The sequence below is a fragment of the Sphingobium phenoxybenzoativorans genome, assembly GCF_018286635.1.
GTDB classification, from domain to species: domain Bacteria; phylum Pseudomonadota; class Alphaproteobacteria; order Sphingomonadales; family Sphingomonadaceae; genus Sphingobium; species Sphingobium phenoxybenzoativorans.
In genome coordinates this window covers 2908094-2930369 of the sequence record NZ_CP073910.1, presented here as the reverse complement: position 1 = coordinate 2930369, position 22276 = coordinate 2908094, and the positions used below count along the sequence as shown (strand labels likewise).

Below are 22276 nucleotides of genomic sequence, written 5' to 3'. Positions count from 1 at the left end.
GTACCGCGTCAACCGATCCATTAGCCCCCAAGCTCCGGACCAGGACTGCGATTTCCCTGAACCACGGCCATTTTGTGCCTGTGTTCCGGGAACCGTGCTATGGCGCAGCGGCGGCGCTGTCATCTCCAAAGTGGAGGGATGATTCATTTTGGAGTCATGCTGTGATTATTACGCAACAATCTGCATCGCCTTGCCTGCATGTTCCCCCGGACCTAGAGGGACAGTAGAAAATTACAGGATTGCTCGCGCCGACATGATTCTTTCGCGCTATGAACGGATGATTGCCAAGCGCTACCTGCTCCCAGGGAAGGGCGAAGGGTTCATCTTCCTTGTGGCGGGCATCAGCCTTGTCGCCGTGATGCTGGGCGTCGCGGCTCTCATTATCGTGATGAGCGTCATGAACGGGTTCCGCGCGGAACTGTTCGACAAGATTGTCGGCCTGAATGGCCATGCCGTGGTGCAGGGCTATAATGGCCGCTTGCCCGACTGGCGGAATGTGCTGAAGGAAGCCAAGGCAACGCCGGGCGTCACCAATGCCACCCCGTTGATCGAGCAGCCATTGCTTGGCACCTATCAGGGGCGGGTCGAGGCGTTGCTGGTGCGTGGCATGACCGTCAACGACATCCGCTCCAATACCACGATGAAGGTGCTGGCCGGCAAGCTTGACGCGCTGACGCCCAATAGCGGCAAGGTCGCCATCGGCTCCCGGCTGGCGGAGAATCTGGGCATTACGCTGGGTAGCCGGATCACCATTATCAATCCGGCGGGGCGGGCGACGCCATTCGGCACCGTGCCGCGCGAGATCAGCTATGAGGTCGCCGCGATCTTCGAAATCGGCGTCTATGACTATGACAAGGCGTTCGTGGTCATGCCGATGGAGGACGCGCAAACCTTGCTGTTGATGGGCGATGTCGTGGCCATGATCGAAGTCGAGACGGTCAACCCGGACAAGGTGCAGGACATATTGGCGCCGCTGGCCGAGAAGGTTGCGGGGCGCGCCGTCGTCAACGATTGGCGGCAGATGAATGCTTCGCTATTCGAGGCGCTGGCGGTCGAGCGGGTCGCGATGTTTGTCGTGCTCTCCATCATCGTGCTGGTTGCGGTGTTCAATATATTGTCGTCCCTCATCATGCTGGTGCGCGCCAAGACGCGGGACATTGCCATATTGCGGACAATGGGCGCGTCGCGGGGCGGCCTGATCAAGATATTCATGACGGTGGGCGTCACCATAGGCACGCTGGGCATGGTGGCCGGGATGGTGCTTGGTTTCATATTCCTGTTCTTCCGCCAGGCGGTCGTGAATGCGATCCAGTTCATCACGGGGCAGAATCTGTGGGACCCATCCATCCGGTTCCTGACCGAATTGCCGTCCAAGCCCGATCCGGTGGAGATAGCGATCATCTGCCTGATGGCGCTGATTTTCAGCTTCCTGGCGACGCTCTATCCCGCATTCAAGGCCGCCAATACCGATCCCGTGCAGGTGCTGCGTTATGAGTGACGTCCTGAAAGTGACGGGCCTGACCCGCAGTTTCACGCAGGGCGGCGTGACCATTGACGTGCTGCGCGGCGTCGACCTGTCGGTCGGGCCGGGAGAGATTGTGGCGCTGCTTGGCCCATCCGGCTCAGGCAAATCCACCCTGCTGCAAGCCGTGGGCTTGCTGGAGGGCGGGTTTGAGGGATCGATCCTGATCGGCGGCGAGGAGGCGGCGAAGCTCGATAATGACGGGCGGACGCGGGTCCGGCGTGATGCGCTCGGCTTCGTTTATCAGTTCCACCACCTGCTGCCTGATTTCAACGCGGCGGAGAATGTGATCCTGCCGCAGATGATCCGTGATGCGGAGCCCGCCAAGGCGCGGGAGCGAGCGGAATCGCTGCTGACTTCGCTGGGACTGGGGCACCGGCTGGAGCATCGGCCCAGCCAGCTATCGGGTGGTGAGCAGCAGCGTGTCGCCGTGGCGCGGGCGCTGGCCAACCAGCCCATGCTGGTGCTGGCCGACGAGCCGACAGGCAATTTGGATGAGCGCACCGCCGATGTCGTGCTGGCCGAGTTTTTGCGGCTGGTGCGTGGCGAGGGATCAGCAGCGCTGGTCGCTACGCATAATGAGCGGCTGGCAGCGAAAATGGACCGGGTTGTCCGCCTGCACGAAGGCGTGCTCGATAACTGAGCGGTCCGCCGTCAGGCCGCTGCGGATGTCGTATCGCGGATATTGGCGACGAGAACCCTGTCCCGTCCTTCCGCCTTGGCACGCAGCAGGGCGGCGTCGGCGGTGCGGAGCAAGGCGTCTGGGCGGCCATGGTCCGGCGTCGAGGCGAGGCCAATGGAAATTGTCACGCTCCGCAGTGACTTCTGATGATGATCGATTTTCAGCTCGAATATCTTCTGCCGGATCTTTTCCGCGCGCTTCCGGGCTGTTTCGGTGTCAAATCCGGGCATGAGAAGCACGAATTCTTCCCCGCCATAGCGGAAGGCCATGCCTTCTTCCCGCGTCGCGTTGGCGAGTACGGAGCCTACGGCGCGCAAAACTGCATCGCCGGCGTCATGTCCATGCTCGTCGTTGAACCGCTTGAAATGATCCACGTCGATCATCAGGCAACTGAGGGGAAGGCCGTTACGGTCGGCCTCAATGGTCTGGGTCTTGAGCATGGCGTCGAGCTGCCGCCGGTTGCCAAGCCCAGTAAGCGGATCGGCCATCGCCATATCGCGCAAAGTGTCGCGCAGCCGCAGATTGGCGAGGGCCAGGCTGATATTCTCCGCCAGCATCTCGACATATTTCCCGGCCGGATTCGCGCTGTCTTCGTCCGCGCCGTCACGCAGCTCGAAATAGAGCAATCCCATCGTCTCGCCCTGCGCCGTCAGCGGCACGCAGATCGGCCGGTGATATTTCGGCCCGTCCAGATGGGCGCAGGGAATGTCGATCAGTTCGCCTTCCGGCCGGTGCGTTTGCCCGCGACGGAGCGCCCAACAGGCGTTGGGAGGAAATTCTTCCCTGGAGTCATGCGGAGAAAGCCAGTTGCACGCCTCTGTCATGCTGTTCCGGCGCTCGTCGAAAATATAGAGGCGGCCAGCAAAGACCGGCGCGATTTCCGGCGCGAAACGGGCGACGACACCGACCAGATCCTCGGTGCTGCCGCAGCCCTGAAGTCGCTGGGTCATACGGGACAGAAGGTCGCGCATTGACCGGTCGGTGTCGCGCTCACGCTCCAGCCGCTGCCGTTCCAGGCCATTTTCGCGGAAGATGCCGATAGCCTGCGCCATGTCGCCAATCTCGTCCACCTGGCCGAGTTCGGGGAGGGGCACCTCGAAATCTTCCGCGGCAAGGCGGGATACAACGTCGCTGAGCCGCACTACGGGGCGCAGGATACGCTGTTTCAGGATGAAATAGAGGACGCAAAGAAAGAGCAGGGCGGTGATGCCGACCATCACTTCGGACATGGAGCGCAGCATCCGCGTCGCCTTTGTCGCCTCCGCGACGGCGCTTTCGGTGCGCTGGTCGATAAGAAACTGAAAGCGGCTGACCTGCGTATCGATGCGGTCCAGCTCCCGCTCATATTCATTGCTGAACAGAATTTTGCGCGCAGTTCCTGCTTCGCCGGCCGACATGGCATCGATGGCTGCCTTCTGCTCATCCAGCAAGGCATCGGACCAGTGAAGGCCCAGGCGCAGGGCCGTCAGTTCGGAGGGAAGCGCGCCAGTATCCTTGAGGTGAGAAAGGCGCTCCTCCACATTTTTCAGTCGGCCTGCTTCCCCGTTCCATGCCGCCAAGTGCGCGGGGTTGCCGCCAACCGCATAAGAGCGCGCCTGTTCTGTCATACGCAGCGAGTCGTCGCGGAGGGTGGAGGTCAGTTCGTCAAAACGTGCCCGTTGCTCAACGGCGGCTCGCTCACGGTCCTCCGCGCCGGATGCCAGCAACATCGTCACACCGGACATGACGGTGAGAAGAACAGTGGCTCCGTAGGCCCAGTTCGTGATCGTGGCGATCCGCATGGATAGGATTATAGACACCAAGCCCTGTCCAATGGTTAAAACCATAATCATTGCGGAGATAAGTGTTAGGAAAGGGCATGACGTCCCTTTACGATTTCGCCGTGCGCACGGTTGATGGCCAGGAGCAATCCCTCAACGACTTTCGTGGTGAGGCGCTCCTTATCGTCAATGTCGCCAGTCAGTGCGGCTTTACGCCGCAATATGCGGGCCTTGAGGCGTTATACAGGAAATACCGGAATAGCGGTTTTGCCGTGCTTGGGTTTCCGTGCAACCAGTTTGGCGAACAGGAGCCAGGGACCGCGGAGGAAATCGCCAGCTTCTGCTCGCTGACCTATGACGTCACCTTTCCACTGTTTGCGAAAATCGATGTCAACGGCGGCAACGCTGATCCGCTCTTTACATGGTTGAAAGAGCGGAAGCGCGGCCTGCTGGGAACAAAAGCGATCAAATGGAATTTCACCAAATTCCTGATCGACCGGACCGGCGCGGTGGTGGATCGCTATGCCCCGCTTGTTAAGCCGGAGGGGATTGAGCGCGCGATACAGGCGATTATTTAGCCAGCGCCGCCAGTTTTTCCGGGCCAACGGCGGCAACCGCAGCTTTCAGCTCGTCGATGCTGGCGGCCGTGCCATTCGCCTCCACCATGAAGCGATTGGCGACCGTCGTGCCGAACTTGCCGTCATTGCTGCTCTTGTCCCATTCTTCGGTCACGATCTGACCGTTGATGGTCTGGGTCTTTTCATAGCCGGTCTCTGTCTGACGGCTGGAATTGACGTTCATGGCAGCGCCCATGCCCGCGAGCGCGCCCATTGCGGCCATGTCAGTGATTTCCACCCGAAAGCTGCGGTCGCCCGCCTCATAGCGCGCCTCCGCATGGGAACCCCCCGCGCCAAGCCCCGCGCTGGATATTTCCGTGCGCTTGTAGCCGCCGATAGCGCCCGGCAGGAACGCCTGCAGCGCCGAGGGATCGACAGCACCGCCCTGGCCGGTCTTGGCGGCGACCTCCATTTTCTTGGCGGCCTCCTCCATCTTCGCTGAGGCGGCCTTCATCTTGTCGAGGTCGATTTCGCCCATGCCAGGAACGGTTACGGTGCCGGACTCCTGTGTCGCCACCGGTCCGGCGATGCCTCCGCCCATCATGGCGAACGGCGCCATGATAAGGCCAAGCAGCGTGTAGAGCACGACACCAACCACCGCGCCGCAGATGACCGTGACGACCGTATAAGACAGGGCCTTGTCCGCCGGCGATTTCATCAGCACGGGCAGGCCGGTATAAAGCAGATAAAGGCTGTAGAGGCCGACAATGCCCAGCAGGGAAAGCGATGGAATAAGCGAGAATATGCCGGCAAGCCATCCTGCCGTCGCGGAGTAGACGGCCACCTTGAACGCCTGAATGCGATTGCTGGTCCCGCCAAAATTCGGCGCGAGGAAATCGATGATGAACGCGAGCAACGCAATACCGGCCAGCGCGAACACATATTGCGTCACCGCCATGCTGACCGAACTCATCAGCGACGGGCGATAATGGAAGCCGAGCGCGCTGAAGCCGAAGATCTGGCTGCCCAGAAGAAGGGCCACCGCAGGGACTGCAGCAAGAATGAGGGCATAATCCTTAAACAGGCCGGAAATCGTCGCAGGCTCGACATCTATGACGGGCCATTCCTCCTTTGGCTTGAGGATGATGGCTTTCGCACGATCGATTATGGATTTCGGGCGCGAAATCGGATCGCCTTCGATCATTCTTCTTCTCCCCACTGTTTGTGTGCTTTTGATCCCACGGGAAGGCGCGAAGTGCAATGACCTGTTTGGGTCGGAAAAGCAGGATTATCCCCGGATAGTTAATGCACGGGGGGTTATCACGACTCGACGGCGTTGCTAGACTGGCTGCATGCCTCATGCGCCGTTCGTCCCGCTTCGCGTATTTTCCTGTTACACCATGCTCGACGGCGCGATGGAACCGAAAGCCATCGCCAAGCAGGCAAAGGCCCTGGGCTTCCCGGCGGTTGCGCTTACGGACCGCAACGGCCTCTACGCCTCGATGGCCTTTTCCGACGGATGTAAGGGGGAAGGCGTTCAACCCGTAGTCGGCGCGATGCTGGGTATCGCGCGGCCTGGGCGGCCGGCCAATGCGCCTCTCGTCATCGACTGGCTGGCGCTCTACGCGCAGGACGCCAGAGGGTACGACAATCTCTGCGAGCTGGTGTCGATGGCGCATCTCGACCGGCCGATCGAGGAGCAGGCGCATGTGTCGATGGACGATCTGGAAGGGCGCACGGACGGCCTGATCGCTTTGACCGCAGGGGGCGAGGGGGCGCTGGCAAGGTTGTTCGCCGAAGATCAGCCGGACGCTGCGGAGGCCGTGGCGGACCATCTGGAGGCTTTGTTTCCAGGCCGCCTCTATATCGAGATTGTCCGCAGGCTTGATCCGGTGGAGGGGCGGGCGGAACCGCACCTTCTGGATCTGGCCTATGCCCGCGACCTGCCTTTGGTGGCGACGAACCCCACCTGCTTTGCCGAGCAGAATTTCCATGAGGCGCATGACGTGATGCTCTGCATTGCTGACGGCGCCTATGTCGACAATGCCGACCGCCGGAGAAGCTCTCCCGACGCCTGGATGAAACCGGCGGCCGAGATGAAGCGGTTGTTCGAGGATTTGCCGGAGGCGCTGGCCAATACGCTGGTCGTCGCGCAGCGCTGCGCCGTGGCGGCGCCAAAACGCAAGCCGATCCTGCCCAGCCTTGCCGGCGATCTGGAGGGCGAGGCCCGGCAGCTTCGAGAGGATGCAGCGGCGGGGCTGGAGGCGCGGCTGGAGAAGCTGGGCATTACCGGCGAGGAAGCACGGCAGCCCTATCTCGACCGGCTGAAGTTTGAGACCGACATCATCATCCAGATGGGCTTCCCCGGATACTTCCTGATCGTTGCCGACTTCATCAAATGGGCGAAGGACAATGACATTCCGGTGGGGCCGGGGCGTGGATCGGGTGCGGGGTCGGTCGTGGCCTGGGCGCTGACGATCACCGATCTCGATCCCTTGCAGCTTGGCCTGCTGTTCGAGCGTTTCCTTAATCCGGAACGCGTGTCGATGCCGGACTTCGACATCGACTTCTGCGAAACCCGGCGTGGCGAGGTGATCCGCTATGTCCAGAATAAATATGGCAGCGACCATGTGGCGCAGATCATCACCTTCGGTAAGCTGAAGGCCCGCGCCGTGCTGAAGGATACCGGGCGCGTCCTCCAGATGAGCTATGGCCAGGTCGACCGCCTCGCCAAGCTGGTGCCGAACCACCCGACCGATCCGTGGACGCTGGAGCGCACGATGAACGGCGTGACCGAGTTCGTTCAGGAATATAAGGGCGATGGGCAGGTGCGTCGGCTGATCGACTATGCGATGAAGCTGGAAGGTTTGCCCCGGCACAGCTCCACTCACGCAGCGGGCGTGGTGATCGGCGACCGGCCGCTGTCCAAGCTGGTGCCGCTGTATCGCGATCCTCGCTCCGACATGCCGGTGACCCAGTTCGACATGAAATATGTCGAGGGTGCGGGGTTGGTGAAATTCGACTTCCTTGGCCTAAAAACACTGTCGGTGCTGCAGAAAGCCGTTCAGTTGCTCAAGAAGCGCGGCGTGACCGTCGAGCTGGAGACGCTCGCCTGGGATGACGGGGCGGTTTACGATCTTCTCCAGCGGGGCGACACGGTCGGCGTGTTCCAGTTGGAATCGGAGGGCATGCGCAAGACGCTGGCCGCCGTGCGTCCGACCAATTTCGGCGACATCATCGCGCTCGTGTCACTCTACCGGCCTGGTCCTATGGACAATATCCCGATGTTCGGCCGCCGCAAGAACGGGCAGGAGAGTATTGAATATCCCCACATACTGCTGAAGCCGATCCTGGAAGAGACCTATGGCATCTTCGTCTATCAGGAACAGGTGATGCAGGCCGCGCAGATCCTGGCGGGATATTCGCTAGGCGACGCAGACCTTCTGCGCCGCGCGATGGGCAAGAAGATCAAGGCGGAGATGGACGCGCAGCGCGAACGCTTCGTGAAGGGTTGCGCCGAACGGAGCGAGATTCCCAAGGCGAAGGCGAACGAACTGTTCGATTTGATCGACAAGTTTGCGGGATATGGCTTCAACAAGTCGCACGCGGCTGCCTACGCGCTGCTTGCCTATCACACGGCTTGGCTGAAGGCGCATTATCCAGCGGAATTCTATGCCGCATCCATGGCGTATGACATCCACCTGACCGACAAGCTGACGGTGTTCGTCGACGATATGCGGCGCATGGGCCTGACCTGCCTGCCGCCCGATGTGAATGTCAGCGAAGCGGATTTTTCCGTGCAAGCGGTGGAACTGCCGGAGGATGGCGATCCCAGGCTTGGCTTCGCTGTCCGCTATGCGCTGGGCGGCCTGAAGGGCGTGGGTGAGAAGGCGATGGAGGTGCTGGTCGCCGAACGCGACGCCAATGGCCCCTTCCTCAGTCTTGACGATTTTGCAGACCGGGTGGAGCCGCGCCTGCTGAACCGGCGGCAACTGGAAAGCCTGGCGGCCGCGGGCGCGTTTGAGAGCATTCATGCCGACCGCGCAGGCGTCCATGCGGCGGCGGAGACGATCCTGTCGGTGGCCGCGAGCGCCGCCGAGGCGCGGCAGAATGGGCAGGGCGGCTTGTTCGGCGGCGAGGAGATCGCCCATGCCGATGTGCGCATTCCGCCGCATCAAACATGGTCGAACGCCGACAAGATGGCGCAGGAGAAGGATGCTTTCGGCTTCTATTTCTCTGCGCACCCTGTGGACCGTTATCGTCACATTGCCGAGGCGAAGGGCGCGCGCAGCTATGGCCTGATCTGCGCCCAACCAACAAGCGACGCCGGTGGACGGACGATGGCAACGATGGCGGCGCTTATTGAGGAAGTGCGGTGGCGCGACACGAGGCGCGGCGGCCGGTATGTTGCGGCGACGCTATCGGACGCCAGCGGCCAGTTCCAGGCAAGCTGTTTCGATGAGGATAGTTGCAAGCTGATCGAGGCGCTGTGGAAGGAAGGCGATTGCGCGCTCTTTTCCGTCGAGCTTGACCGGCAGCCGGGCGAGGAGACGCCGCGCGTCACCATCCGGCTGGCGCAGGCGCTGGGCCAGATTGCCAATTCGGCCCGGATGGAATTGTGGATCGATGTCGCTGATGATGGCGCTGTGCATGCGCTTGCCGCCATTATGGGGCGGAGCCGCGGCGGCAGGAGCGAGGCATTCCTGCGCGCTCCTCTGCCGGAAGGGGGCATGGCCCACCTGTTCATCGGCGACGACTTCACCATCGATGCCGATCTGGTGGAGGCGATAGGCAATGTGCCCGGCGTCGCTATCCACCGGTTCGAAACGATGCCGGTCAACAAGGATGGATACCGGGTGCGTTCCCGCCGGTCCCAGATGCGGTCGGTCAGCCCGATGCGGGCGGCCGGATAAGCGCGCAGCAGCCCGAATAACAGCCGCTTGAGTCGCGGATCATTCAGTCGCATCATCACGCCATAAGGAGAGCGATGATGATAGGCGGGATGCAGGACTTCGCGCTGCGCATATCGACGCTGATTGATCATGCCGCGCAGGAACATGGGGCGCGGCCGGTGGTCAGCCGCTATGCCGATGGTTCGATTGAGCGGAGCAACTGGGCGGAGGTCGCACATGAAGCGCGGCGGGTTGCGCAGGCGCTCGAACGTCTTGGCATCAGGCCGGGAGACAGGGTGGCGACGCTGGCCATGAACCATGGCCGGCATGTCGCGGCCTGGTATGGCGCGATCGGCATGGGTGCGGTGCTGCATACGATCAACCCGCGCCTGTTCGACGATCAGATCATCTATATCGCCAATCATGCGCAGGACCGGGTCCTGTTCTACGATGCAGCGCTTGCGCCGCTTGTCGACCGGTTGAAGCCGCAGCTTCAGACCATCGCGCATTTCATCTGTTTCGATGGGCCAGCCCCGCTTGAATATGTCCGTCTGACAGCGGCCGAAGATGGGGATTACCGCTGGGCTGAGGGGGATGAGCGCGACCCCTGCATGCTCTGCTATACCAGTGGGACGACCGGAAACCCGAAGGGCGTGCTTTTCTCTCACCGGTCGGCGGTGTTGCACGCCTTTGGCGGCATACAGCCCGATTGCCTGGGGCTTGGGTCGGCGAGCGCGGTTTTGCCGGTCGTGCCGATGTTCCATGTCTGCGCCTGGGGCATACCCTTCGCCACGGCGATGGCGGGCAGCAAATTGGTGCTGAGCGCGACGAACGAGGCCGAAGCGCTGTGCGACCTGATGAAGGCCGAGCAGGTGACCCACAGCGCGGCCGTTCCGACCGTGTGGATGGGCATGCTGGCCCATGCCGACGCGACCGGAACCGCGCCGCCGCCCCTCCAGCGGGTGGTGATCGGCGGGTCGGCGGCGCCGCGCGCCATGGTGTCGCGCTTGATGGACCTGGGCATCGGCGTCAGCCATTTGTGGGGCATGACCGAGTTGTCGCCTATCGGCACCGTGTCGCGGAAGGGCGCGAATTTCGAGGCTCTGTCGCGCGAGGAGCAACTCGACCTGCTCGAATATCAGGGGGGTGCGCCCTATGGCGTGTCGATGCGGACCGTTGATGACGCCGGGAATGTGCTGCCCCGCGACGGGATCAGCAGTGGCCGGCTGCAGGTGCGGGGTCCTTGGGTCATCGAGCGCTATTTCCAGGATGAGAGCGGCCCGGCGGTCGATGAGGAGGGCTGGTTCGATACGGGCGATGTCGCAACCATCACGCCGGACGGGATGATGCGGATCACCGACCGGGCCAAGGATGTCATCAAGTCCGGCGGCGAGTGGATCAGTTCGGTCATATTGGAGAATGAGGCGCTGGGCTGCCCCGGCGTGGCCGAGGCGGCGGCGATCGGCCTGCCGCATCCCAAATGGGATGAGCGGCCATTGCTGATCGTCGTGCCCAAGCCGGGCGCGGCGCTGTGCGAGACGCAGGTGCGCGACCATCTGTCCACTCGCGTCGCGAAATGGTGGCTGCCGGACAAGGTGATCTTTGCCGACAGCCTGCCACATACGGCGACAGGCAAGCTGCTCAAGACGGCCCTGCGCACGCAATATGCGGATGTGGAGCTTTCCTCGTAGCGTCTAGAACAGCCGCAACTGGTCGCCCTCCGGCGGGCGGAACAGGTCGGTGCGCAGGACCATGCGCGGACCGCCCAGGCCGAAGCGCTGGCGGGCCTTGTCGAAACGGGTGCGCAGCAATTTCGCCCATATGCCCTGGCCACGCATTCGGTTGCCGAAATTGGGGTCGTTATCCCGTCCGCCGCGCAGATCCCTGATAATGCTCATCACCTTGCCCGCGCGATCGGGATAATGGGTCTCCAACCATGCGCGGAACAGGGGAGCGACCTCATGCGGCAACCGGACGGGAATGAAGAAGGCGTCCCTGGCGCCAGCCTGCGCCACACGCTCTATCAACGCCTCCATTTCATGATCCGTGATCGCGGGGACCACGGGAGAGATGGAGGCGTAAACCGGGATGCCAGCTTCGTTAAGCCTGGCGATCGCGGCAATCCGGCGCTCCGGGTGCGGAGCGCGGGGTTCGAGCGTGCGGGCGACCCTGGGGTCGAGGCTGGTGACGGACAGCATGACGCCAACAAGATTGTCCCTGGCCATGTCGGCCAGCAGGTCGATATCGCGCAGCACCCGGTCCGACTTGGTCGTTATGTAGAGCGGGTGGCGGGTTTCCGAGAGGATTTCAATGATCTGCCGGGTTATGCGCCAGTCCTTCTCTATCGGTTGATAGGGGTCGGTATTGGTGCCCATCGCAATTGGCGTGACCCTGTGCCCCGGCTTCATCAGCTCGGCGCGGAGCAGCATCGGCGCATCAGGCTTGGCAAACAGCTTCGTTTCGAAATCGATGCCTGGCGACAGGTCATGATAGGAGTGTGTGGGCCGGGCGAAGCAGTAGATGCAGCCATGCTCGCAGCCCCTGTAGGGATTGATCGACTGATCGAAGGCGATATCGGGAGAAGCGTTGCGGGTGATGATGGTGCGTGGATGCTCGACAGTTACCGTCGTGCGAAGTTTAGGCGGTTGGCCGTCAATGCTTTCCAGCGCGTCGAGCCAATCGCCGTCAGCCTCCCGCATGGGAAGCTGAAAGCGCGTACTTGCTTCGTTGCGCGTGGCGCCGCGCCCGCCGTTTCTTCCCATACCGTATTGGAACATAAAGTGAACAAATAGGCAAGGCGAATGCCGCGGCAAACCTGCTAAGTTGCGGAAGTTGCGGGTATGAACCGTGTTTTTCAAATTTGCCGGGAAAGGCTGCGCTGCACGGCTGGCTGGCCGTAGAAGTCGTACGTTGGCCATGCGGAAATTCACGATTTTCAATGGCATGACAAGGCGCTTCCTACGGTTTCAAGGACGCGGGAGAAATAGCATTGGCGGGGTGTGTAGGACAGGAATGTATCCTGAACGCGCCGTCACGTCGGCCTGATGACCGGCAGCCGTTCGCGCCTCTCTATGCCTCGCGCAGACGCGGCATCAGTTCGACGAAATTGCAGGGGCGGAAGCGGTTGTCGAGCTGAGTGACCAATATGTCGTCCCAGCCGTCCTTCACTGCGCCGGTCGAACCGGGGAGGGCAAAAATATAGGTGCCGCGCGCGACGCAGGCGGTGGCGCGGGACTGGATGGTGGAGGTGCCGATTTTCTGAAAGCTGAGCCAGCGGAACAGTTCGCCGAAGCCGGGGATTTCCTTGTCCTGTACGGCGGCGAGCGCTTCGGGCGTTACATCGCGGCCGGTGACGCCCGTACCGCCAGTGGTTATGATGCAATCGATCTGCGGATCGTCGATCCAGGCGTGCAGATGGGCGATGATGGCGGATTTGTCGTCCCGCTCCAGATAGCGGGCGGCGAGGATATGGCCCGCCGCTTCTATCCGCGCGACGAGCGTGTCGCCGGATTTATCCTCAGCGGGGGACCGGCTGTCCGATACGGTGAGGACAGCGATCCGTACCGGCGTAAACGCTATGCTCTCGTCAATCGGCACCGGCGGAAAACCCGCTTGGCGCGCCAAGGCGCACAAGTTTCGTGCCCTTCGCGCCGGGGAATTTCGGCCACATGCCCTGCGCCATGCCGGTCAGGCAATCGGCGGAACCCTTGGCCTGGATCTGATACATCCAGTAATTCCGCATCACGATGTTCACATAGGCGCGGGTTTCATAATAGGGCAGGGATTCAATGAACAGCAGCGGGTCGCCGCCATCCTTCACCTGGCTGTTCCAGCGCGAGACCGGCAGCGGGCCGGCATTATAGGCGGCCATGACCTTGGGCAGAAGCCCGCCGGTCGCGCTCATGTCGCGAAGCTGCTCCAGATAGCGCTGGCCATATTCCATGTTGGTCGACGGATTGTAGAGCTGGGCCGCGCCCACCGCTCCACCGGCGACATCGCCAGCGGTGCCGGGCAGCACCTGCATCAGCCCGACTGCGCCAGCCGGGCTGACGGCATCGGCGCGAAACCCGGATTCCTGCAGCGCATGGGCGTAGATCAGCGAGGGATCGACGCGCCAGCCGCCATCCGGCCGCCAATGCGGGGCGGGGAAGCGGGCGAAGCTCGCCGCCTGCTTGCCGCCTGGTCCGTTATGGGCGAGCCAAAGCTGGGTCTGCGGCAGGTCGAGCGCGCTGGAAAGGCGAAGAAGCGCGGTATATTGGGCGGTGCCGCCCAGTTGCGCCTGACGTCGCAGCGCCTGATCGGCAAGGCCGTTCTCGCCAATTTCGTTCAGGGCGATGGCGGCGCGAACGGCGGGACTGTCCTTCAGAATGCGCCAGTCCGCCTCGCCGAAGCGGCCCGCGCCCGCCGTGCCCACCGGCATGCCCAGCGTTTCGCGGGCGAGCAGGCCGTAGAATGTCTCATCCGCGCGGGCGGCGGTGCGCAGCAGATTTTCGACCTTCGCCGGTTCGCCGCACGTCATATAGGCGCGGGCGGCCCAATAGGCCCCGGCCGAGCGCATGTCCGCATTGCCTGCAAGCGCGGCGACATTGGCGAAGGCGGGGGCGGCGGCCTTGCAGTCATTCTGACGCCAGGCGGCAAGACCAGTGGTCCAGTGCGCCTGAACGCGCCAGTCGCCGCCTGCGCCGCCCTCCAAAGCCTTGGCGGCGAGGCGGCGGGCATTGGTGTCGTCATTGCCGATATAATAGGACCAGGCGACCCGCTGACGCCATTCCATCAAGCCCTCGGCCGTAAGGGTAGGCGCGGCCGCGTCGATCAGCGGTTCCGCCGCGCCAGGGCTGTCCGCCTTGATCAGCGGAAGAATCTGCGTGCCGAGCGCCTGGGCGGCGAGGTCGGTCTTTACCGAGGCGACATATTCGCGGCGGGGGGCGGCGCCCATCCATACTAGCTTCTGCACCTGCGGCAGTTCCGGCAGGGTCTGCGCGCCGCGCTTCTGCGCCAGCTTGCTGAGCTGGTCGGCTTCCGGCAGCCAGTTGGAATTGTTCAGGAGGGCGAGGAGATCGAACAACTCCACCCTGGGCGAATTCTTGCCGAGATAGATTTCAGACAGGACGACCGGACGGAGCGGGTCTTTCTCCCCCATGGCGGCGACCAGCGCCTTCGCCTCGGTCCATCGGCCGCCGCGAATCGCGGAGAAGATCGACCGCGCGCGAACGGCGTCTGTTTCGCTCAACTGCGCCGGAACGGCATTTTCGCGACCGGCCGGGGTGGTTTCCGCCGCCGCAGCGACCGGCATAACCGATATAGCGGCCAGGGATACCAAACAGGCGAAAGCGGTACGGATCACGAAGGCAGGTCCTCAATCAGATATTGCAGAGCGCGCCAGCTTTGCGCCTTTGCCTCCGGGTGTTTCAGCAGAAACCGGGGATGACGGCTGGCTATTGCGGGCACCGTGCCCGCCGGATGGTTAACGGACTGCAAACCGGACGGACGTTCGAGCGAGTCCGCCGCCAATAGTGCACGGTTCGTCTTTTCTCCCAGCAGCAACAGGCGCTGCGGAGCGGCCAGGGCGATGTGATGGCGCATGCGGGTCGCCAATATTTCCAGGTCCTGATCATGCAAAATGCCGCCGGGCGCGCGGGTCACGGACAGGGAAGAAAGGTAGATATCCTGCCGGGACCGGCCGATTGCGGCCATCATGGCGTCGAACAGCGCGCCGCAATTGCCGGAGAGCAATGTCCCCGTCTCGGCATCCTCCGGATCGGGCAAATCGCAAATGACCATGATCGCGGCGTTTTGCGCGCCGGCCGGCAGGATGCGCTGGCTCGACCAGCCAGCCTCATGGATGGACGGGTGGGTGGTCAGCCATGCGTGGAAGGCGCTCAGGTCATTGGGCAGGGCGTCCGGGCGATCAACGCGAGGTGCGTCTCCGCCTGGTGACGCTGGTCTGACACGTGCGGGCGCAACCGCGGGACGGAGCCAATTGACCGGCAGTTCGTTGACGGCGTGATCGACCCCGGCGAGCGCCCACCACGACAAGAGGGACTCGGCGGCATCCGCCGGTCCATTCTGCACAATTCCCCGCATAACCTGCACAGGGTCAGAGGTTGACGAGGGGGTCAAGAATGGTCATCGCCCAATCTGTCAAACCGTTAGATGGGTGCGATGACCGGACATGCTGACCAGGGGGGCGTGCATGCCGCCGGTCGTGAGGAGGAGGAATTATGAGCGACCGGGAATCAATGCCCTATGACATCGTCATCGTGGGCGGCGGACCGGCCGGATTGTCCGCAGCGATCCGGTTGAAGCAACTGGCGAACGAGGCAGGCAGCGAATTGTCCGTCTGCGTGCTGGAGAAGGGGTCGGAAATCGGCGCCCATATCCTGTCCGGCGCGGTGATCGACCCCAAGGCGCTGGACGAGCTGATCCCCGATTGGCGTGAGCAGGGCTGCCCGCTGGCGGAAGTGCCGGTGACGGACAACCGGCACTGGATTTTGACGAAAACCAAGCAGTTTTCGATGCCGCACATCATGACGCCCGGCTTCATGCACAATAAGGGCACCTATACCGGGTCGCTGGGCAATCTGTGCCGCTGGCTGGGCGAGCAGGCGGAAGGGCTGGGCGTGGAGATATTCCCCGGCTTCGCCGCCGCAGAAATCCTCTATAATGAGGACGGGTCGGTGAAGGGCGTTGCAACGGGCGACATGGGTATTGCCCGCGATGGCGAGAAGAAGGGCGACTGGCAGCCTGGGCTGGAGCTGCACGCCCGCTACACCTTCTTCGCGGAAGGCGCGCGGGGGCACCTGACCAAAATCCTCAAGCGCCAGTTCGCGCTGGATGCTGATTGCGAGCCGCAGGTCTATGGCCTGGGCATGAAGGAATTGTGGGATATTGACCCGGACAAGCATCAGCCGGGACTTGTCATCCATACGCAAGGGTGGCCGCTAACGGACGCATATGGCGGCGGTTTTCTCTATCATCAGGCCAATGGGCAGGTGGCTTTGGGCTTTGTGGTCGGGCTGGGATACCGCAACCCGCACCTTTATCCGTTTGAGGAATTTCAGCGCTGGAAGCAGCATCCGGCGATCCGGCAATATCTGGAGGGCGGCCGCCGCGTATCTTATGGCGCGCGCGCGATCAACGAAGGCGGCTGGCAGTCCGTGCCGAAGCTGGAATTCCCCGGCGGCGCGCTGATCGGATGTTCGGCGGGCTTCGTCAATGTGCCGCGCATCAAGGGCACGCATACGGCGATGAAGTCGGGAATCCTGGCGGCCGAGGCGGCTTTCTCCGCCATATTGGCTGACCGGACGAGCGACGAGCTGACCGCCTATGGCAGCGCGGTGCGCGAGAGCTGGATCGCCGAAGAGCTGAAGCTGGTTCGTAATGCGGAGCCGGCGCTGTCGAAGTTCGGCAACACCATCGGCACGCTGATCGCGGGCATCGACATGTGGATGCGCACGCTGAAGATCGGCCTGCCCTTCACGCTGAAGCACAAGCCGGACAATGAGAAGCTGTGGCGCAAGGAGCATTGCGCCAAGATCGACTATCCCAAGCCGGACGGTAAGATCAGTTTCGACCGCCTGTCATCCGTGTTCCTGAGCAACACAAATCATGAGGAGGATCAGCCGGTCCACCTGCAGCTCAAGGACCCGGCGATCCCCATCGACTATAACCTGCCGGTATTCGACGAACCAGCGCAGCGTTATTGCCCGGCGGGGGTTTATGAGGTCGTGGGCCTTGACGAAGGCGCACCGCGATTCCAGATCAACGCGCAGAATTGCGTGCACTGCAAGACGTGCGACATCAAAGACCCCACGCAGAACATCAACTGGGTGGTGCCGGAGGGCGGCGGAGGACCGAATTATCCCAATATGTAAGCGCCCGCCACGTTCGATCGTCCTGCCGCTGCTGGCTGCAAGCCTGCACCCCGTGGCGGCTGGCGCGAACGTGGATACCCCGGCGCTGAACGCCTATGCGCGGGCGCGGCTAGCCGATGGGGAGGGCGCGCTGGACCTGGCCGTCAGCAGCTACCGGCAGGCGCTGGCCAATGATCCGTCCAGCAAGGTGGTGGCGCTGCGCTCCTACCGGCAGGCGATCGAGAGCGGTGACAAGAAGCTGGCGCTGTCGTCAGCCTATATTCTGGACCGCGCCAACGCGCTGCCGAAGGACGGCACGCTGCTGATGACGGTCGATGCGCTGGATCGCAAGGATTGGGCGACCGCGCGGCTGCTGTCGCGGCGACTGGTCAAAGAAGATAATTTCGCCTTTCTCGCGCCGATCCTGGATAGCTGGATATCCACAGCCAGCGGCTCTTATGCGGCGCCTTCGGCCGGGCCGGATGGACGGCTGGGCGCACTCACCCAGCGCTATGTCGATGAGCATAAGGCGCTTCAATTGCTTTCCCAAGGGCGGACGGATGCGGCCATGCCGGTTATCGGCCATGCGCTGGTTACGTCCGGCGGGGTTGCGGCGAGCATGCGATTGGCATTTGCGACGCGGCTGGCTGCGCAAGGGCGGAAGAATGAGGCGCTGGCCCTGCTGCCCGCCACATTGCCGGGTGTTGCAAGCGTCCGGAAGGAAATAGGGCAGGGCAAGCGGCGCCCTGTGCCGCCGATCACGCCGGCGGAAGGGTTTGGCCGGTTGCTGGGGCGGCTGGGCGAAGATCTTTCGACAACGGATTCTCGCGCGATCTCACTGGTATTGCTGCGGTTTGCGAGCTTCGCTGACCCGGCGAATGCGGAATATCGCGCGGGTGTCGCCCGGCAGCTCGTCATTCAGCGGCACCCTGACAGCGCGCTGATGGAAGCGGAAAAAGTGTCCGCGAAAAGCCCCTTCTATCTGGCGGCGCAGGAAGTGCGGGTGACGGCCCTTGTCGCGCGTGGCGACCAGGAAACGGCGGTCGCGCTGGCCCGGCAGATCGCCGCCCGGCCCGATGCGGGAGCGGCGGAACAGATCCGGCTCGCCAATATCCTGGCTGACGGCAAGCAATATGATGCCGCGGTCGACGCCTACCGGGCGGCAAAGGCGCGCTATCCGGCGGGCGGCATGCCGTGGAGCCTGTATCTGCTGGAGGGCAGCGCACTGGAGCGCGGCGGCCGGTGGGTGGAAGGCAAGGCGGCGCTGGAGAAGGCGGCGGCGCTTGCGCCGGAGGAAGCCGCGGTGCTGAACTATCTTGGCTATGCGCAGGTCGAACGGGGGCAGAATGTCGAGGCGGCGCTGGCGCTGCTGGAAAAAGCCAGCCGGTTGAAGCCGGACGATCCCTCCATCACGGACTCCCTTGGGTGGGGCCGCTACAAGGCAGGCGATCCGCAGGGCGCAGTGCCGGTATTGCAGAGAGCGGCCGAAGCCGCGCCGGACGATGTGACCATCAACGAGCATCTGGGCGATGTGCTCTGGGTGGTCGGGCGGCGTTTCGAGGCGCGCTATGCCTGGTCCGCGGCGAGCACCTTTGCCGATGCCCCGGATGCGGAGCGGATCGCGCAGAAGATGCGCGAGGGGCTCAATCCGCGCGACGCGGCCTATTGAGGCGATTGCGGGCGTGATTGAAGAAAAAGCCTACGCCAAGATCAACCTGGCGCTGCATGTCCGCAACAGGCGGCCGGATGGATTTCATGAGCTGGAAAGCCTGTTCGCCTTTGCCGAGGATGGCGACCTGTTGCGGGCGTCGGCGCGCGATGACGGGGCGATCCATCTTTCCATCGACGGGCCGTTCGCGCAGGGGCTTGAGGCAGGGGCGGGCAATCTGGTCGTGCAGGCCGCGCTGGCGCTGAAGTCGGCGAGCGGGACGGGTAATGGCGCGGATATCCGCCTGACAAAGAACCTGCCCATTGCTTCGGGTATTGGCGGCGGGTCGGCGGACGCTGCGGCCGCGCTCCGGCTGCTGGATCGTTTGTGGGGCCTTGGTTCGGGGCGGGACGCCTTGCTGGCGATCGCCGATCCGCTTGGGTCGGATGTGCCCGCCTGTCTTGTCAGCCGGACCTTGGTCGGCACGGGAAGGGGCGAGGCGCTGGATGTGCGCGATTTGCCGGGGCTGGCTGGCGCGCCGCTGTTGCTGGTCAACCCAGGGGTCGCGCTGTCCACCGGGCCGGTGTTCCGGGGGTGGGACGGTGTAGACAGAGGCGCGCTTGACGCCTCACGCCTGGACGCGATTGCCGGTGAAGGCCGCAACGACCTGCAGCCGCCCGCCATTGCCCTGGTCCCGGAGATCGGGGAGGTGATTGGCGCGCTGAAGGGCTGCGCCGGTCTCTCCCTCGCGCGCATGTCCGGGTCCGGCGCGACCTGCTTCGCATTGTTCGCCGATGCCGCCGCGCGGGACGAGGCGGCGGCGCGGATCGGGACGGATCATCCCCGATGGTGGATCATGGCGACAAGGATAAGAGGCGAATGAGCGAGGCCTTCACAATATTGCGGGGCGGCGACACGCAGATTTTGATCATCGGCGACCATGCGTCGAACAAGGTGCCCGGCGATATCGACCTGGGGATCGATCCGGCTCTGCTCGACGCGCATGTCGCCATCGATATCGGTGTGGCGGAGGTCGGCGCGCTGCTGGTGGCCGGGCTTGGCTGCACGGCGATATTGGGCGGCGTCTCGCGCCTGGTGATTGATCTCAACCGCGAGGATGACGCGCCAGGGCTGTTGCCGGTGATGAGCGACGGGCATGCCATTCCAGGCAACCGGGCCGCAGACCTTGCCGAGCGGATGATCCGTTTTCACCACCCCTATCATCATGAAGTGGGGCGATTGCTTGGCGGCATGACGTCACCCTTCATCCTGTCGCTGCACAGTTTCACGCCTAGCCTCGCCAGCAAGCCGGACGAGAAGCGCCCTTGGGACATCGGCATCCTTTATAATGAGGACGACCGGGCGGCGCGGATTGCCATCCCGATGCTGGAGGCGGCAGGGCTGAATGTTGGTGATCAATTGCCCTATTCCGGCAAGACGTTGAATGCGACGATGAACCGGCACGGGGAAGCGAACGGCATCCCTTATCTGGGCGTCGAAATGCGGCAGGATCTGGTGTCTGACGCGGGTGGTCAGCAGCGCTTCTCTGAAATATTAAAATTAATTTTGATCGAATGCCGCAACATACTTGCGTAACGGGTGCAATTCTGGGAAAGCGCGCCCGAAAGAAGGATTCCGATGACTCAGAGATTTGACAAGTCGAAGCTGCCCAGCCGCTATGTTTCGGTCGGGCCGGAGCGCGCGCCCCAGCGCAGCTATTATTATGCCATGGGCCTGACCGAAGAAGAAATCGCCCGGCCGTTCGTGGGCATCGCATCCGCGGGCAATGACAGCGCGCCCTGCAACACGACGCTGGACATGCAGGCGGATTTCTGCCGCGAGGGCGTGAATGCGGCGGGCGGCATGCCGCGCCGGTTCAACACCATCACCGTGACCGACGGCATTGCCATGGGCCATCAGGGGATGAAAAGCTCGCTCGTCAGCCGCGAAGTCATTGCGGACTCGGTTGAGCTTTCCGTGCGTGGCCATTGTTATGATGCGCTCGTCACCTTTGCCGGATGCGACAAGTCGCTGCCGGGCATGATGATGGCGATGCTGCGTCTGAACGTGCCATCCATCTTTGTCTATGGTGGGTCGATCCTGCCGGGGCGCTATCAGGAACGTGACCTGACCGTCATCGACGTGTTCGAAGTTGTGGGCCGTTACGCCGCCGGGAACTGTCCCTTGTCGGAAGTCACGGCGATCGAAAAGGCGGCCTGCCCCGGTCATGGCGCATGCGGTGGGCAATATACCGCCAACACCATGGCCTGCGTCGCCGAAGCGATTGGATTGTCCTTACCAAACAGCAATATGACGCCCGCTCCTTACAAGAGTCGTGAAGAAATCGCGGTTGCCGCCGGCAAGCAGGTGATGGAACTGATCGCCCGCAATATCCGCCCGCGCGATATCTGCACGCGGGAAGCGTTCGAGAATGCGGCGCGGATCGTGGCGGCAACCGGCGGATCGACCAATGGCGCACTCCACCTGCCCGCGATGGCGCATGAATGCGGCATTGATTTCGACCTGTTCGACGTTGCCGAGATATTCAAGACCACGCCCTATATCGCCGACTTGAAGCCGGGCGGCCAATATGTCGCCAAGGACATGTATGAGGCGGGCGGCATCTACATGCTGATGAAGACTATGCATCAAAATGGCATGCTGCATGGCGATTGCTTGACGGTGACCGGCAAGACGCTGGCCGAGAATATCGATGAGGTTACCTGGAACCCGGATCAGAAGGTCATCTACGACGTAAAGACGCCGATCACGCCCACAGGCGGTGTCGTGGGCCTGAAGGGATCGCTGGCGCCCAATGGCGCAATCGTGAAGGTTGCTGGCATGCACAGGCTGCAATTCACCGGCACCGCCAAGGTGTTCGAGCGCGAGGAGGACGCCTTCGCAGCGGTCGAGGCGCAGCAAATCGGCGACGGTGATGTCGTCGTCATCCGCTATGAAGGTCCCAAGGGTGGACCTGGCATGCGCGAAATGCTGGCGACGACGGCGGCGCTCTACGGCCAGGGACTGGGCGAGAAGGTGGCGCTGATCACTGATGGACGCTTTTCCGGCGGCACGCGCGGCTTCTGCATCGGTCATGTCGGGCCGGAAGCGGCCGAGGGCGGACCGATCGCGCTGGTCGAGAATGGCGACCGGATCGCCATCGACGCCGAGGCGGGCACAATCGACCTTCTGGTGGACGAGGCCGTGCTGGCCGAGCGCCGCAAGGCGTGGACGCCCCGCACGAACGACTATCAATCCGGCGCATTGTGGCGCTATGCGCAGAATGTCGGTCCGGCCTATAAGGGGGCGGTGACGCACCCTGGGGCCAAGGCCGAAACCCATGTATTCGCGGATATCTAAAA

16 protein-coding genes are annotated in these 22276 nt (G+C 63.0%); 10 read left to right on the top strand and 6 right to left on the bottom strand.

Translation table 11 applies throughout. The features are described from left to right. Window positions 1-253 precede the first annotated feature (253 nt). Both KFK14_RS14575 and KFK14_RS14570 read left to right on the top strand, forming a co-directional pair. Window positions 254-1498: a lipoprotein-releasing ABC transporter permease subunit gene (locus KFK14_RS14575; RefSeq protein ID WP_212608138.1), complete on the top strand. Its 1245-nt coding sequence runs from the start codon at window positions 254-256 to the stop codon at window positions 1496-1498. Next, window positions 1491-2165: an ABC transporter ATP-binding protein gene (locus KFK14_RS14570; protein ID WP_212608137.1), complete on the top strand. Its 675-nt coding sequence runs from the start codon at window positions 1491-1493 to the stop codon at window positions 2163-2165. The genes KFK14_RS14575 and KFK14_RS14570 overlap by 8 nt, the downstream gene beginning before the upstream one ends. Before the next feature lie 11 nt (window positions 2166-2176). Here KFK14_RS14570 and KFK14_RS14565 read toward each other — a convergent pair whose 3' ends face one another. Continuing rightward, entirely contained in the window at window positions 2177-3985 is a 1809-nt protein-coding gene (locus KFK14_RS14565; RefSeq protein WP_212611161.1) for a diguanylate cyclase, read from the bottom strand. 77 nt (window positions 3986-4062) lie between these two features. On the opposite strand from KFK14_RS14565, the gene KFK14_RS14560 reads away from it, so the two are divergent. Further along, entirely contained in the window at window positions 4063-4542 is a 480-nt protein-coding gene (locus tag KFK14_RS14560) for a glutathione peroxidase (protein WP_212608136.1), read from the top strand. Here KFK14_RS14560 and KFK14_RS14555 read toward each other — a convergent pair. Then, window positions 4535-5725, bottom strand: coding sequence for a Yip1 family protein (locus tag KFK14_RS14555; RefSeq protein WP_212608135.1), 1191 nt, complete (start codon window positions 5723-5725; stop codon window positions 4535-4537). The two genes, KFK14_RS14560 and KFK14_RS14555, sit on opposite strands and share 8 nt — an antisense overlap. Window positions 5726-5873: 148 nt before the next feature. Here KFK14_RS14555 and dnaE point away from each other — a divergent pair, with 148 nt between their 5' ends. Continuing rightward, window positions 5874-9434 carry a DNA polymerase III subunit alpha gene (gene dnaE, locus KFK14_RS14550; protein ID WP_212608134.1) on the top strand — a complete coding sequence of 1187 codons (3561 nt, stop codon included), beginning with the start codon at window positions 5874-5876 and terminating at the stop codon, window positions 9432-9434. Between the two features lie 77 nt (window positions 9435-9511). Then, window positions 9512-11104, top strand: a complete 1593-nt coding sequence (locus KFK14_RS14545) for a long-chain fatty acid--CoA ligase (protein WP_212611160.1) — start codon at window positions 9512-9514, stop codon at window positions 11102-11104. A gap of 3 nt (window positions 11105-11107) precedes the next feature. On the opposite strand, the gene KFK14_RS14540 is transcribed toward KFK14_RS14545, so the two are convergent. From KFK14_RS14540 to KFK14_RS14525, 4 genes are all read right to left on the bottom strand, one after another. Continuing rightward, on the bottom strand, window positions 11108-12175 hold the full coding sequence (locus KFK14_RS14540) for a PA0069 family radical SAM protein (protein WP_212608133.1): 1068 nt from the start codon (window positions 12173-12175) through the stop codon (window positions 11108-11110). A 307-nt stretch (window positions 12176-12482) separates the two neighbouring features. Next, window positions 12483-13010, bottom strand: coding sequence for a molybdenum cofactor biosynthesis protein B (moaB, locus tag KFK14_RS14535; protein ID WP_212608132.1), 528 nt, complete (start codon window positions 13008-13010; stop codon window positions 12483-12485). Beyond that, complete coding sequence (locus tag KFK14_RS14530) at window positions 13000-14757, bottom strand: lytic transglycosylase domain-containing protein (protein ID WP_425516619.1); 1758 nt, start codon at window positions 14755-14757, stop codon at window positions 13000-13002. Before KFK14_RS14530 ends, moaB begins: the two co-directional genes overlap by 11 nt. Continuing rightward, entirely contained in the window at window positions 14754-15485 is a 732-nt protein-coding gene (locus tag KFK14_RS14525) for a uracil-DNA glycosylase family protein (RefSeq protein ID WP_246524640.1), read from the bottom strand. The genes KFK14_RS14530 and KFK14_RS14525 overlap by 4 nt, the downstream gene beginning before the upstream one ends. Window positions 15486-15634: 149 nt before the next feature. On the opposite strand from KFK14_RS14525, the gene KFK14_RS14520 reads away from it, so the two are divergent. From KFK14_RS14520 to ilvD, 5 genes are all read left to right on the top strand, one after another. Further along, the gene (locus KFK14_RS14520; protein ID WP_070155461.1) at window positions 15635-17287 is read left to right on the top strand and encodes an electron transfer flavoprotein-ubiquinone oxidoreductase; all 1653 of its coding nucleotides are present in this window, start codon (window positions 15635-15637) and stop codon (window positions 17285-17287) included. 70 nt (window positions 17288-17357) lie between these two features. Then, window positions 17358-18935, top strand: coding sequence for a tetratricopeptide repeat protein (locus tag KFK14_RS14515; RefSeq protein ID WP_246524639.1), 1578 nt, complete (start codon window positions 17358-17360; stop codon window positions 18933-18935). Window positions 18936-18948: 13 nt separating this feature from the next. Continuing rightward, window positions 18949-19797: a 4-(cytidine 5'-diphospho)-2-C-methyl-D-erythritol kinase gene (locus KFK14_RS14510; protein ID WP_246524638.1), complete on the top strand. Its 849-nt coding sequence runs from the start codon at window positions 18949-18951 to the stop codon at window positions 19795-19797. Then, the gene (locus KFK14_RS14505; RefSeq protein ID WP_212608130.1) at window positions 19794-20510 is read left to right on the top strand and encodes an N-formylglutamate amidohydrolase; all 717 of its coding nucleotides are present in this window, start codon (window positions 19794-19796) and stop codon (window positions 20508-20510) included. The genes KFK14_RS14510 and KFK14_RS14505 overlap by 4 nt, the downstream gene beginning before the upstream one ends. 42 nt (window positions 20511-20552) lie before the next feature. Next, entirely contained in the window at window positions 20553-22274 is a 1722-nt protein-coding gene (ilvD, locus tag KFK14_RS14500; protein ID WP_212608129.1) for a dihydroxy-acid dehydratase, read from the top strand. The last annotated feature ends 2 nt before the right edge of the window (window positions 22275-22276 follow it).

What these genes read in the sequence shown, in the direction of transcription:
- KFK14_RS14570 (WP_212608137.1), top strand. Translation starts at nt 1,491, where the DNA reads ATGAGTGACGTCCTGAAAGTGACGGGCCTGACCCGCAGTTTCACGCAG.
- KFK14_RS14540 (WP_212608133.1), bottom strand. Translation starts at nt 12,175, where the DNA reads ATGGGAAGAAACGGCGGGCGCGGCGCCACGCGCAACGAAGCAAGTACG.
- KFK14_RS14545 (WP_212611160.1), top strand. Translation starts at nt 9,512, where the DNA reads ATGATAGGCGGGATGCAGGACTTCGCGCTGCGCATATCGACGCTGATT.
- KFK14_RS14575 (WP_212608138.1), top strand. Translation starts at nt 254, where the DNA reads ATGATTCTTTCGCGCTATGAACGGATGATTGCCAAGCGCTACCTGCTC.
- KFK14_RS14505 (WP_212608130.1), top strand. Translation starts at nt 19,794, where the DNA reads ATGAGCGAGGCCTTCACAATATTGCGGGGCGGCGACACGCAGATTTTG.
- KFK14_RS14520 (WP_070155461.1), top strand. Translation starts at nt 15,635, where the DNA reads ATGAGCGACCGGGAATCAATGCCCTATGACATCGTCATCGTGGGCGGC.
- KFK14_RS14560 (WP_212608136.1), top strand. Translation starts at nt 4,063, where the DNA reads ATGACGTCCCTTTACGATTTCGCCGTGCGCACGGTTGATGGCCAGGAG.
- KFK14_RS14555 (WP_212608135.1), bottom strand. Translation starts at nt 5,725, where the DNA reads ATGATCGAAGGCGATCCGATTTCGCGCCCGAAATCCATAATCGATCGT.
- KFK14_RS14565 (WP_212611161.1), bottom strand. Translation starts at nt 3,985, where the DNA reads ATGCGGATCGCCACGATCACGAACTGGGCCTACGGAGCCACTGTTCTT.
- dnaE (WP_212608134.1), top strand. Translation starts at nt 5,874, where the DNA reads ATGCCTCATGCGCCGTTCGTCCCGCTTCGCGTATTTTCCTGTTACACC.
- ilvD (WP_212608129.1), top strand. Translation starts at nt 20,553, where the DNA reads ATGACTCAGAGATTTGACAAGTCGAAGCTGCCCAGCCGCTATGTTTCG.